Source organism: Luteimonas sp. J29 (assembly GCF_000472505.1).
GTDB lineage: Bacteria > Pseudomonadota > Gammaproteobacteria > Xanthomonadales > Xanthomonadaceae > Luteimonas.
Genome location: NZ_AWZR01000004.1, coordinates 155365 through 167742, shown reverse-complemented (window position 1 = coordinate 167742; position 12378 = coordinate 155365). Strand labels below are relative to the sequence as shown.

The 12378-nt window shown below is 73.7% G+C and carries 14 protein-coding genes; all 14 read left to right on the top strand.

Annotation, left to right across the window (positions count from 1 at the left end):
* Positions 1-5 precede the first annotated feature (5 nt).
* The gene (gene fliG, locus LUTJ29_RS0107775) at positions 6-992 is read left to right on the top strand and encodes a flagellar motor switch protein FliG (protein ID WP_027072028.1); all 987 of its coding nucleotides are present in this window, start codon (positions 6-8) and stop codon (positions 990-992) included.
* 50 nt (positions 993-1042) lie between these two features.
* On the top strand, positions 1043-1621 hold the full coding sequence (locus LUTJ29_RS0107770; RefSeq protein WP_232221189.1) for a FliH/SctL family protein: 579 nt from the start codon (positions 1043-1045) through the stop codon (positions 1619-1621).
* A gap of 44 nt (positions 1622-1665) precedes the next feature.
* Positions 1666-3021, top strand: a complete 1356-nt coding sequence (gene fliI, locus LUTJ29_RS16685) for a flagellar protein export ATPase FliI (protein WP_232221188.1) — start codon at positions 1666-1668, stop codon at positions 3019-3021.
* 5 nt (positions 3022-3026) lie between these two features.
* A complete protein-coding gene (gene fliJ, locus LUTJ29_RS0107760) occupies positions 3027-3476 on the top strand; it encodes a flagellar export protein FliJ (protein WP_027072026.1) in 450 nt (149 codons plus the stop codon).
* A gap of 23 nt (positions 3477-3499) precedes the next feature.
* Positions 3500-4600 (top strand): flagellar hook-length control protein FliK, encoded by a 1101-nt coding sequence (locus LUTJ29_RS18050; RefSeq protein ID WP_144774197.1) that lies wholly within the window; start codon positions 3500-3502, stop codon positions 4598-4600.
* A 278-nt stretch (positions 4601-4878) separates the two neighbouring features.
* Entirely contained in the window at positions 4879-5373 is a 495-nt protein-coding gene (locus LUTJ29_RS16675; RefSeq protein ID WP_198012659.1) for a flagellar basal body-associated FliL family protein, read from the top strand.
* Positions 5370-6377 carry a flagellar motor switch protein FliM gene (gene fliM / locus LUTJ29_RS0107745; protein WP_027072025.1) on the top strand — a complete coding sequence of 336 codons (1008 nt, stop codon included), beginning with the start codon at positions 5370-5372 and terminating at the stop codon, positions 6375-6377. The genes LUTJ29_RS16675 and fliM overlap by 4 nt, the downstream gene beginning before the upstream one ends.
* Entirely contained in the window at positions 6374-6703 is a 330-nt protein-coding gene (gene fliN / locus LUTJ29_RS0107740; protein ID WP_027072024.1) for a flagellar motor switch protein FliN, read from the top strand. The genes fliM and fliN overlap by 4 nt, the downstream gene beginning before the upstream one ends.
* 113 nt (positions 6704-6816) lie before the next feature.
* Complete coding sequence (fliO, locus tag LUTJ29_RS0107735) at positions 6817-7182, top strand: flagellar biosynthetic protein FliO (protein WP_144774204.1); 366 nt, start codon at positions 6817-6819, stop codon at positions 7180-7182.
* Positions 7179-7982, top strand: coding sequence for a flagellar type III secretion system pore protein FliP (gene fliP, locus LUTJ29_RS0107730; RefSeq protein WP_051322822.1), 804 nt, complete (start codon positions 7179-7181; stop codon positions 7980-7982). The genes fliO and fliP overlap by 4 nt, the downstream gene beginning before the upstream one ends.
* A 10-nt stretch (positions 7983-7992) precedes the next feature.
* Entirely contained in the window at positions 7993-8262 is a 270-nt protein-coding gene (locus LUTJ29_RS0107725; RefSeq protein ID WP_027072021.1) for a flagellar biosynthetic protein FliQ, read from the top strand.
* Positions 8263-8272: 10 nt separating this feature from the next.
* Positions 8273-9061 carry a flagellar biosynthetic protein FliR gene (gene fliR / locus LUTJ29_RS0107720; RefSeq protein ID WP_027072020.1) on the top strand — a complete coding sequence of 263 codons (789 nt, stop codon included), beginning with the start codon at positions 8273-8275 and terminating at the stop codon, positions 9059-9061.
* Between the two features lie 7 nt (positions 9062-9068).
* Positions 9069-10229 (top strand): flagellar biosynthesis protein FlhB, encoded by a 1161-nt coding sequence (gene flhB, locus LUTJ29_RS0107715; RefSeq protein ID WP_027072019.1) that lies wholly within the window; start codon positions 9069-9071, stop codon positions 10227-10229.
* On the top strand, positions 10226-12304 hold the full coding sequence (gene flhA / locus LUTJ29_RS0107710; RefSeq protein WP_027072018.1) for a flagellar biosynthesis protein FlhA: 2079 nt from the start codon (positions 10226-10228) through the stop codon (positions 12302-12304). Before flhB ends, flhA begins: the two co-directional genes overlap by 4 nt.
* Positions 12305-12378: the final 74 nt, after the last annotated feature.

The following is a 12378-nucleotide window of genomic DNA, read 5'->3' as shown; positions in this document are numbered from 1 at the left end:
CGCCCCTGACCGGGGTCCAGCGCGCCGCCATCGTCCTGCTCTCGCTCGGCGAGCAGCAGGCCGCCGAGGTGCTCAAGCACATGGGCGCCAAGGAAGTGCAGAAGCTCGGCGTGGCCATGACCTCGGTCGGCGGCGTCAGCCGCGAGACCGTGGCCAGGGTGTTCGACGAGTTCGTCGACGTGCTGGCCCAGCCCAGCGGCCTGGGCGCCGGCGCCGACGACTACGTGCGCGCGGTGCTCACCCAGGCGCTGGGCGAGGAGCGCGCCAGCAGCCTGATCGACCGCATCCTGCACGGCCGCAACACCTCTGGCCTCGACACCCTGAAGTGGATGGAGCCGCGCGCGATCGCCGAGCTGGTGCGCAACGAGCACCCGCAGATCATCGCCATCGTGCTCGCCCACCTCGACGGCGACCAGGCCGCCGAGGTGCTCAAGTGCCTGGCCGAGCGGGTGCGGGTGGACGTGCTGCTGCGCCTGGCCACCCTCGACGGCATCCCGCCGCACGCGCTCAACGAGCTCAACGAGGTGATGACCCGGCAGTTCTCGGGCAGCCAGAGCATCAAGTCCTCCTCGGTGGGCGGGGTCAAGGTCGCGGCCAACATCCTCAACTTCATGGACTCCGGCCAGGAGGAGGCGCTGCTGTCCGCGATCGCCGAGGTCGATGGCGACCTCAGCGTGCAGATCCGCGACCTGATGTTCGTGTTCGACAACCTCGCCGACCTCGACGACCGCGCGATGCAGGCGGTGCTGCGCGAGGTCAGCAGCGAGCAGCTGGCGCTGGCGCTGCGCGGCGCCGAGGCCAGGGTGCGGCAGAAGATCACCTCCAACATGTCGCAGCGCGCGGCGCAGATCCTGATCGAGGACATGGAGGCGCGCGGCCCGGTGCGCCTGGCCGAGGTCGAGGCGGCGCAGAAGGAGATCCTGGCCGCGGTGCGGCGCATGGCCGAGAACGGCGAGATCACCCTCGCCGCCAAGGCCGAGGTGCTGGTGTGAGCGCCACCCCGGCCTTCACCGCGCCCGACCTGCGCCTGTCCGGCGAGGTCGTGCGCTGGACCGCGCCGGGCCTGGACCCGGTGCCCGAACCGGAACCCGAACCGCTGCCGGCCCCGCCCAGCGTCGAGGAGCTGCAGGCGCTCGAGCGCGCCGCGCGCGAGGAAGGCTACGCCCGCGGCCACGCCGAGGGCTTCGCCGCCGGGCAAGCCGAGGTGCGGCGCATGATCGCCCAGATCGAGGGCGTGCTCGACGGCTTCACCCGGCCGCTGGCGCGCCTCGACGCCGAGGTCGCCGAAGCGCTCGCCGAACTGGCCGTGCGCATCGCCGGCTGCCTCGTCGGGCGCGCGTACGAAGCCGACCCGACCCTGCTCGCCGATCTCGTGCGCGAGGCGCTGGAGGCGGTGGGCAGCGACACCCGCGAACTGGAACTGCGCCTGCACGACGACGACTTCGGCGTGCTGGCGCCGCACCTGGCCGGCCTCGACGGCGTGCGCCTGGTGATCGACGGCAGCCTGGCGCGCGGCGAACTGCGCCTGCACAGCGAAGGCGTGCGCATCGACGGCACCCTCGGCGCGCGCCTGCAGTCGGTGCTGGAGGCGACCCTGGCCCGGCACGAGGCGCGCAAGTGAGCGCCGGCACCGTCGCCGCCGCCCAGTGGCAGGAAGCGCGCAACCTGCGCCTGGCCGAGCGCCTGCGCGCAGCCACGCCGAACGCGCCGTCGATGGGCCTGGCGCGCGAGGGCGTGCTGCGGCGCGCGATTGGCCTGACCCTGGAAGCCTCCGGCTGCAGCGCCCCGCTGGGTTCGCGCTGCAGGGTGGAAACCGCCGGCGGGCGCTGGGTCGACACCGAGGTCGTCGGCTTCGCCGGCGACCGCACCTTCCTCATGCCCACCGCCGACCTCGAGGGCCTGCTGCCCAACGCCCGCGTGGTGCCCTCGCGCCGGCGCGGCGAGGTCGCGGTCGGCGAAGGCCTGCTCGGGCGCGTGATCGACAGCGACGGCGTGCCGCTCGACGGCCGCGGCCCGGTCCGCGCCGAGCAGTGGGTCGGCCTGACCGGCGCCGCGATCAACCCGCTGATGCGCGAGCCGATCACCAAGTCGCTGGACGTGGGCGTGCGCGCGATCAACGCGATGCTGCCGATCGGCCGCGGCCAGCGCGTGGGCCTGTTCGCGGGCTCGGGCGTGGGCAAGTCGACCCTGCTCGGGATGATGACCCGCTACACCGCCGCCGACGTGATCGTCGTCGGCCTGATCGGCGAACGCGGCCGCGAGGTGCGCGACTTCGTCGAGAGCACGCTCGGCGAGGAGGGACTGCGCCGCTCGGTGGTGGTGGCCGCGCCGGCCGACCGCCCGCCGCTGGCGCGCCTGCACGGCGCGCTGCGCGCCACCGCGATCGCCGAGTACTACCGCGACCAGGGCCTGCACGTGCTGCTGCTGATGGACTCGCTGACCCGCTTCGCCCACGCGCAGCGCGAGATCGGCCTGTCGGTGGGCGAGCCGCCGACCACCCGCGGCTACCCGCCGAGCGTGTTCGCGCGCCTGCCGGCGCTGGTCGAACGCGCCGGCAACGGCGCCGACGGGCGCGGCTCGATCACCGCGTTCTACACCGTGCTCACCGAGGGCGACGACCAGCAGGAGCCGATCGCCGACGCCGCGCGCGCGATCCTCGACGGCCACATCGTGCTCAGCCGCCGGATCGCCGATTCCGGCCAGTACCCGGCGATCGACGTCGAGGTCTCGGTGAGCCGCGTGATGCAGGACATCACAGACGCGCCGTGGCGCGAGCGGATCCGCAAGCTCAAGCGGCTGATGGCCGCGTACTCGGCGCAGCGCGACCTGATCGCGATCGGCGCCTACCAGCGCGGCAGCGACCCGCTGGTGGACGAGGCGCTCGCGCGCTGGCCCGCGATCCAGGCCTTCCTCGGCCAGGACGTGGCCGAGGCCGCCGACGTCGAGGCCAGCCGCGCCGCGCTCGCCGCCCTGCTCGACGACGGCCCCGCGCCGGCCCAACGCAATCCCCCGGAGGCCTGACCCCGATGCGCTCGCAACGGCTCGATCCGCTGCTCAGGATCATGCAGCAACGCCAGGACGCCGCCGCGCGCGACGTCGCCGAGCGCGAACGCGCGCTGGGCGAACAGGAACAGCGCCTGGAGGCGCTGCGCCGCTACGCCGAGGAGTACGCGGCGACCCCGACCAACGCCTCGATGTCGCCGGCGCTGCTGGTCAACCGGCTCGCGTTCCGCGAGCGGCTCAACGCCGCGGTGGTGCAGCAGGCCGGGATCGTCGACCAGAGCCGCCAGCTCAGCGACGTCGAACGCGCGCGGCTGCTGCTGGCCAGCCGCGAGACCAAGGTGCTCGAGAAGCTGGCCGACAGCTACCGCGCCCAGGAATCGAAGGCCGCCGAACAGCGCGTGCAGCGCGAGCTCGACGACCTCGGCGGCCGCCGCGTACGCGACGCGGCCGCGGGCCGGGACCCGGCGCCGTGACCGGCCCCGCCCTGGTTCTGGCCATGTCCACGCCGGTTCCGGCGCAGGTCCCGATGCATCCGCCCGGCGATCCGGGGACGGCCCCGACCGCGAGCGAAGACGCCTCGGCCCCGGCCGCGCCGGCGCCCCGCGGAGGCGGCGCGCGCGCCCGCGTGGAGGACGAGGCCGGGGCGCCCGCGCCCGCCTTCGCCGACCTGTTGCTTGCACCGCCCGCACCGGCGGTGCCGCCGCCGCCCGCCGCTCCGGGCAACGCCGCGGCGGCGGAAACGGCCGCCGGGCCGGCACCGCTCGCCCCCGGGCAGCTGCTGGCGATGCTCGCGGGCCGCCAAGGCGGCGCCGGGCCGCTGTCCGGCCAGGCGACCGCGACCCTGGACGGTGCGCCGGCCGCGCCCGCGGGCACCGGGACACCCGGCCTGCCGCTGGCCGGCGAGGCCGCTCCGGCACTCGACTCCCTGCCCGCGCCCGTCCCGCCCGGTCCCGCTGCCGCCCCGCCGCTGGCCAGTGCGCTCGACGCCGCGGGCCCGGCCGCGGTGCCGGTCTTCGCGCTGGCCACCGGCGCCGCGGCCGAGGCGCTGCAGGAGGCCGCCGCCGAGGCCGCGGGCGGCCCTGCCGCCGTGGCCGACGCCCCCGACACCCTGCTCGCCGGCGCCCAGCCCGCGCCGCCGCCGCGCGCCGCGCCGCCGGCGCCGCAGCTGCCCCCGATGGCGATGCCGGCGCAGCCATCCGACGGCTTCGACGAAGGCTTCGGCGCCCGCATCGCGTGGATGGCCGAGCAGCGCCTGGGCCACGCCGAGATCCGCCTGAATCCAGAGCATGTCGGCCGGATCGACGTGCGCATCGAACTCGACGGCCACCAGGTCCGGGCCGAGTTCAGCAGCGCCCACGCCGAGGTGCGCCAGGCGATCGAGGCCAGCCTGCCGCGGCTGCGCGAGATGCTCGGCCAGCACGGCCTGGAGCTGGGCCAGACCGACGTCGGCCAGCACCGGGACGGCCAGGCCGGGGCTGCCGGGACCCGTGGCCAGGCGGACGGTCGCGCGGCCACGGGCGATGCCGTAGCGGACGCCGACCCGCCGGGCACGGCGGCGCCGGCGCGGATGCGCGGGCTGGTGGACGCGTACGCCTGATCCGCTGGTGACCGGGCACCGGCCGCGAGCCGCGGGCCGGGCAAGCGCGTGCCCCCACCCCGACCCGCCCCCGCAGGCGGGGGAGGTCGCCGGCTTGCGGGATCCGACCGCACTACCCCCTCCCACCTGCGGCGGGAGGCCGGGGGCCGGGCCACCCGCCTGACGCACCGCCGTCAAGAGTCCGGCATTCCCGCCGGGCCGCCCCGCGTCAAAACCCCGCCGTCGGCGCGGCACGCGGATTGCATCGCAGGGGGCATCGATTCCCCGGAGCCCGTCCCGTGCCCGCCGCAACCGTCGCCGCCAAGTCCCCTGCCGCAGAACAGCCCTCCCGCCGGGTGTGGCCCTGGATCCTGGTCCTCGTGCTGCTGGCCGCCGCCGGCGGTGGCGGATGGTGGTGGTGGCAGGGCCAGCAGGCCGTCGCCGAAGAGGCCGCCCCGGCCAGGCCGACCCGCCTGCCCGCGCAGTACGTCGCGATCGAACCCTCGTTCGTGGTCAACCTCGCCGATCCGGGCGGCAACCGCTACCTGCAGGCCGACGTCCAGGTGGTGAGCCGCGACCAGGCCACCATCGACGCGGTCCACGCCCACCTGCCCTCGGTACGCAACCGCCTGCTGCTGCTGTTCGGGCAGCAGGAGTCGGCGCGGCTCGCGCAGCGCTCGGGCAAGGAGCGGCTGCAGGACACGGCGCGCGAGGAAGTGCGCGCGCTGCTGCGGTCCGAGGGTGCGCCCGACAAGGTCGAGGCGGTGATCTTCACCAGCCTGGTGACCCAGTGATGAGCGCCGACCTGCTCTCCCAGGACGAGATCGACGCCCTCCTGCACGGCGTCGACAGCGGCGCGGTGGAGACCGATCCGCCGCCCGCGCCCGGCGAGGCGCGACCGTACGATTTCGCCAGCCAGGACCGCATCGTCCGCGGCCGGCTGCCGACCCTGGAGATGATCAACGAGCGCTTTGCGCGCACCTGGCGCGTGGGCCTGTTCAACCTGCTGCGGCGCTCGGCCGACCTGTCGGTGCGCGGCATCGACCTGGTCCGCTTCGGCGAGTACATGCACTCGCTGCAGGTGCCGTCCAACCTCAACCTGGTGAAGATGAAGCCGCTGCGCGGCACCGGCATCATCGTGTTCGAACCGCGGCTGGTGTTCACCGTGGTCGACAACTTCTTCGGCGGCAACGGCAAGTTCCACACCCGCATCGAGGGCCGCGAGTTCACGCCCACCGAGATGCGCGTGATCCAGCTGCTGCTCAAGCAGACCTTCGCCGACCTGGTCGACGCCTGGGCGCCGGTGATGCCGGTCGAGTTCGAGTACCTCAACTCCGAGGTCAACCCGCACTTCGCCAACATCATCAGCCCGCGCGACTACATCGTGGTCAGCCGTTTCCACGTCGAGCTCGAGGGCGGCGGCGGCGAGCTGCACGTGGCGCTGCCGTACGCGATGCTCGAGCCGATCCGCGAGCAGCTCGACGCCGGCGTGCAGTCCGACCGGATCGAGAAGGACGAAGGCTGGACCCGCGCCATGCGCGACCAGCTCAAGGACGCCGAGGTCGAACTCAGCTCCAGCATCGCCCAGCGCCGGATCAGCCTGCGCGAACTCTCGCGCCTGCGCGTGGGCGACGTGATCCCGATCGAGCTGGCACGCACCGTGCAGCTGAAGGTCGAGCAGATGCCGCTGTTCAGCGGCGAGTTCGGCATCCACAACGGCAAGAACGCCATCAAGATCACCCGCGTGCACACGCCGCGCGCCACTCCCACCCTCGACCCGCTCAACGACTCGCCATGACCAACCAAGACACCGCGGCCGTGGCCGCCTTCGACCAGATCACCGCCGACGACTCGCCGTCCGCGGACCTCAACCTGGACGTCATCCTCGATGTGCCGGTCTCGCTGTCGCTGGAGGTCGGGCGGGCGCGGATCCCGATCCGCAACCTGCTCCAGCTCAACCAGGGCTCGGTGGTCGAGCTCGAGCGCGGCGCCGGCGAACCGCTCGACGTGTACGTCAACGGCACCCTGATCGCGCAAGGTGAGGTGGTCGTGGTCAACGACCGCTTCGGCGTGCGCCTGACCGACGTGGTCAGCCCGGCCGAACGGATCAAGAGGCTGCGGTGAGCCTCGTCGCCGGCTCCATCGCCGCGACGCTGCCGGTGACCGCGTCCGTCGCGGGCACGGCAGGCGCGGTCGTGCACGAAGCGCCCGCACCGGCGGCGAAGACCACCGCCCAGGTGGCGGTGCCGGCGACGCCGCCGGCGCCACCGGCGTCGGCCGGCAGCCTCGGCGGCGCGGTGCTCGCGCTGGTGCTGGTGGTCGGCCTGATCCTGGGGCTGGCCTGGCTGGCGCGCCGGATCCCGGGCCTGGGCGGCACCGGCGCCGGCCATCCGGGCCTGCGCATCGTCGGCGCCCTGGCGCTGGGCCCGCGCGACCGCCTCGTGGTGGTCGACGTCAATGGCACCCAGCTGCTGCTCGGCGTCGGCGCCGGCGGCACCCGCACCCTGCACACCCTCGACCAGCCGCTGCCCGAGACCCCGGCCCGCGCCACGCCGGCGTTCGCCCAGCTGCTGGCGCAACACCTCGGAAAGAAGACGCCATGAACCGCTTCGGCGCGCTGCGCCACTTCGTCGCCCGCCGCGCATTGCCCACGGCCTGGCTGCTGGGCGCGTGCCTGGCGCTGGCGCTGCTGCCGCTCGAGGCGCTGGCCCAGGCCGCGCCCGCGGCGCAGCCGCTGCCCTCGGTGGAGGTCGGCAGCGTCGGCGGCCAGCCGGTGAGCCTGCCGCTGCAGGTGCTGGCGCTGATGACCGGCATCACCCTGCTGCCGGCCGCGCTGCTGGGCCTGACCGCGTTCACCCGGATCATCATCGTGCTGGCGCTGCTGCGCCAGGCGCTCGGCACCGGACAGACGCCGAGCAACCAGGTGCTGCTGGCGCTGGCGCTGTTCCTGACCATGATGGTGATGATGCCGGTGTTCGACCAGTCCTGGGCCAACGGCATCGCGCCCTATCTCGACGACCAGCTCGACTTCCGCGCCGCGTGGGCGGCCGCGTCCGAGCCGTTCCGCGGCTTCATGCTCGCCCAGGTGCGCGAAACCGACCTGATGACCTTCGCCGGCCTGTCGCAGACCGGGCCCTACGCCACGCCGCAGGACGTGCCGTTCGGCGTACTCGCCGCCTCGTTCCTGACCAGCGAACTCAAGACCGCGTTCGAGATCGCGTTCCTGGTCTACATCCCGTTCGTGATCATCGACCTGGTGGTCGCCAGCGTGCTGATGTCGATGGGCATGATGATGCTCTCGCCGATGCTGGTGTCGGCGCCGTTCAAGATCCTGCTGTTCGTGCTGGTCGACGGCTGGGTGCTGATCGTCGGCTCGCTCGCGGCCAGCTTCAATCCGGTGTGAGGCGCGCGCCATGACCCCGGAAACCGCGCTCGCCGAGATCTCCCGCGGCCTGCAGATGGCGCTGACCCTGGGCGGCCCCGCGCTGATCGCGGTGCTGGTGGTGGGCGTGGCCGTGGGCGTGCTCCAGGCCGCGACCCAGATCAACGAGCCGACCGTGCAGTTCGTGGTCAAGGCGCTGGGCCTGGTGGTGGTGCTCGCCGCGACCGGGCACTTCCTGCTCGGGCGCCTGGTCGCGTTCACCATCGACCTGTTCCACCGCATCCCGCACCTGATCGGCTGAGGGCGCGCGGGTGGACACCGTCTCGCTCGTCGCGCTCACCGGCATCGACCTGTTCGCCATGCTCGGCGCGGTGCTGTGGTACGCGCTGCGCGTGGGCGCGGCGCTGCAGGTGCTGCCGGTGGTCGGCGGGCACGGCGTCCCGGGACGCGCGCGGCTGGTGATCACCCTGGCGCTGTCGGCGTCGATGGCGATGGTGCTGCCGGCCCCGCCGCCGATGGGCGTGGACGCGGCCACCGTGCTGGGCGTGGTGCGCGAGTTCGCGCTCGGGGTCGCGATCGGGATGATGCTGCGGCTGGCGTTCGAGGCCGGGCGCCTGGCCGGCGAGCTGGTCAGCGTGGGCATGGGCCTGTCGTTCGCGACCATGGCCGACCCGCTGAGCGGCACCTCCTCGCCGGTGCTCGCGCAGTGGTTCTACCTGGCGTTCGCGCTGCTGTTCTTCGCGGTCGACGGCCACCTGGCCCTGGTGAACCTGCTCGCCGACAGCTACGGCGGGGTGGCGGTGGGCGCGGCGCCCCCCGACGTGCACGGCCTGCTGGCGGCGGTGCCGGCGTTCTTCGGCGCCTGCCTGCGCGCGGGCGTGCTGCTGGCGCTGCCGGTGATGATGGCGCTGCTGTCGGTCAACCTCACCTTCGGCGTGCTGGCCCGCGCGGCGGCCCAGCTCAACCCGATCGCGGTCGGCCTGCCGGTCTCACTGCTGGCGGGCCTGACCCTGCTGATGCTGCTGATGCCCCGGATCGAGCCGGCGGTGCGGCGGCTGTTCGAGGACGCGTTCACCGCGGCCCGGGCCCTGACCGGCTGAGGCGGCGATGAGCGAACAGCCGCAGAAGGAAGACCGCACCGAACGACCCAGCGAGAAACGGTTGCGGGAGGCGCGCGAGAAGGGCCAGGTCCCGCGCTCGCGCGAACTCGGCAACGTGGCCGTGCTCGGCTGCGCGGTGCTGGCGCTCAAGGCCACCGGCGGCCATCTCGGTGCGTCCGCGCGCGACTGGATGAAGCAGGCGCTGACCCTCGATCCGGCCCTGCTCGGCTCCCACGACCGGATCCTGGTCCACGTCGTGGCGCTGGCGCGCGACCTGTTCCTGCCGGTGCTGCCGCTGCTGGTGGTGGCGCTGCTGGCCTGCGCGATCGCGCCGGCGTCGATGGGCGGCCTGCGCTTCGCCGCCCAGGCGCTCAAGCCCGACTTCGCCCGGCTCAACCCGCAAAAGGGGCTGCAGCGCATGTACGGCAGCGAGAGCCTGGCCGAGCTGTTGCGCTCGCTGCTGCGCGTGGCCCTGATCGGCGGCATCGGCGGCTGGGTGGTGTGGCGCGCGTTCGCGGGCCTGCTGTCGCTGTCGCAGGCCTCGCTGGAGGCGGCGGTGGCCGGCGGCGTGGACCTGGTGCTGGGCGCGGTGCTGGCGATGGTCGGCTCGCTGCTGCTGCTGGCGGCCATCGACGTGCCCTGGCAGCACCACCAGCACCGCAGCAGGCTGAAGATGACCAAGCAGGAAGTGCGCGACGAGCACAAGGAGCTCGAGGGCAACCCCGAGGTCAAGGCGCGGGTGCGGCAGGTCGCGCGGCAGCTGTCGCAGCGGCGGATGATGGAGGCGGTGCCGCAGGCCGACGTGGTGGTGGTCAACCCGACCCACTACGCGGTGGCGATGAAGTACAAGCCCGGGATGCGCGCCCCGGTGGTGGTGGCCAAGGGCGTGGACGAGCTGGCGCTGGCGATCCGCGCCATCGCCGACCGGCACCGGGTCGCGATCGTCGAGGCGCCGCCTCTGGCACGCGCCTTGTATCGGACGGCCCGGATCGACCAGGAAATCCCGGTGAAACTCTACGCCGCCGTCGCGCAGGTGCTGTCCTACGTCTACCAGCTGCGGGCCTGGGCGCCCGGCCGCGGGCCGATGCCGTCCCTGGCCGAACTGGACGTGGGCGCCGAGGGCGCGCCCGACCCCGACGCGGGCGGTGACGGGAGTCCGGCGCGATGAGCAGCGTGCCTGGACGCGGCGCCGGGATCCTGTCGGCGATGCGCGGCGGCCTCGCCGCCCCGGTCGTGGTGCTCGCCCTGCTGGCGATGGTGGTGGTGCCGCTGTCGCCGCTGGTGCTCGACGCCCTGTTCACGATCAACATCGCCCTGTCGCTGGTGGTGATGCTGGCGGTGGTGTACGTGCGCCGGCCGCTGGAGTTCTCGGTGTTCCCCAGCGTGCTGCTGCTGGTGACCCTGCTGCGGCTGGCGCTGAACGTGGCCTCGACCCGCGTGGTGCTGCTGCACGGCCACGAGGGCCCGGCCGCGGCCGGCCATGTGATCGAGTCCTTCGCCGAGTTCGTGATCGGCGGCAGCTACGCGGTCGGCATCGTGGTGTTCGCGATCCTGACCATCATCAACTTCGTGGTCGTGACCAAGGGCGCGACCCGCATCTCCGAAGTGTCCGCGCGCTTCATCCTCGACGCCCTGCCCGGCAAGCAGATGGCGATCGACGCCGACCTCAACGCCGGCCTGCTCACCCGCGAGGACGCCAAGGCGCGGCGCCAGGAAGTGCGCGAGGAGGCCGACTTCTACGGCGCGATGGACGGCGCCAGCAAGTTCGTGCGCGGCGACGCGATCGCCGGCATCCTGATCCTGGCGATCAACCTGGTCGGCGGGATCGTGATCGGGCTGTTCTCGCACGGGCTATCGCTGTCGGAGTCGGCCCAGGTCTACACCACGCTGGCGATCGGCGACGGCCTGGTCGCGCAGCTGCCGTCGCTGCTGATCTCGGTCGCCACGGCCATGCTCGTCACCCGCTCCACCGGCGAGCACGAGATGGGCGAGAGCGTGCAGAAGCAGGTCTTCGGCCAGCAGCGCGCGCTCACCGTGGCGGCGTCGCTGATGGCCCTGGTCGGGATCGTGCCGGGCATGCCCAACCTGCCGTTCCTGGCCCTGGCCGCGCTGCTGGGCTGGGCGGCATGGAGGATGCGCGCCCGCGCGCAGGCGCCGGACGAGGCGCCGGACGCCGCGGCCCCGGGCGGCAGCCCCGCCGGCTCGACCGCGGTCGCGGAACTGAGCTGGGACGAGGTGCGGCCGCTGGAACCGCTGGCGATGGAAGTGGGCTACCGGCTGATCCCGCTGGTCGACCAGGCCCAGGGCGGCCAGCTGCTGGCGCGGCTGAAGGGCGTGCGCCGCAAGCTGACCCAGGACCTGGGTTTCCTGATCCCGGCCGTGCACGTGCGCGACAACCTCGAGCTCGCGCCGGGCCAGTACCGGCTGCTGGTCCACGGCGTGCCGGTCGCCAGCGGAGAACTGGTGCCCGACCGCGAGCTGGCCCTGGACCCGGGCCGGGTGTTCGGCCCGCTCGACGGCATTCCCGGCAAGGACCCGGCCTTTGGCCTGGACGCGGTGTGGATCACGCCCGCCCAGCGCGCGCACGCCGAGTCGCTGGGCTACACGGTGGTCGATGCCTCCACCGTCGCCGCGACCCATCTTTCGCACATCGTGCGCGAGCACGCATCCGAGCTGCTCGGCCACGATGAAGTGCAGAACCTGCTGGCCACGCTCGGACGCAGCGTGCCCAAGCTGGTCGAGGACCTGGTGCCCAAGCTGCTGCCGCTGTCGGTGGTGGTCAAGGTGCTGCAGTCGCTGCTCGCCGACCGCGTGCCGGTGCGGCAGATGCGGCAGATCGTCGAGGCCCTGCTCGAGCACGGCGCGCATACCCAGGACCCGGCCGCGCTCACCGCGGCGGTGCGCGTCGCGCTGGGCCGCTTCATCGTCCAGGAGATCAACGGCATGGCGCCGGAGCTGCCGGTCTACACCCTGGCCCCGGCGCTGGAGCAGGTGTTGCAGGATTCGGTGAGCGGCCAGGGCGCGGCGCTCGAGCCGGGCCTGGCCGAGCGCCTGCACCAGAACCTGGGCGAGTGCGTGCGCCGCCAGGAAAGCCGCGGCGAGCCGGCGGTGCTGCTGGTGCCGGGCGGCGTGCGCGCCGCGGTCGCGCGCCTGGTCCGCCACAGCGTGCCCTCGCTGGCGGTGCTGGCCTACGCCGAGGTGCCCGAAGACAAGCGCCTGCGCCTGGTCGGCTCGGTCGGCTGAAGCCGGGTCGCTGTTCTCCCGGCACCGCGTCCTCTCCTCTTGTCCTTGCCGCCGGAGCGGTGATGTGCGCAGTG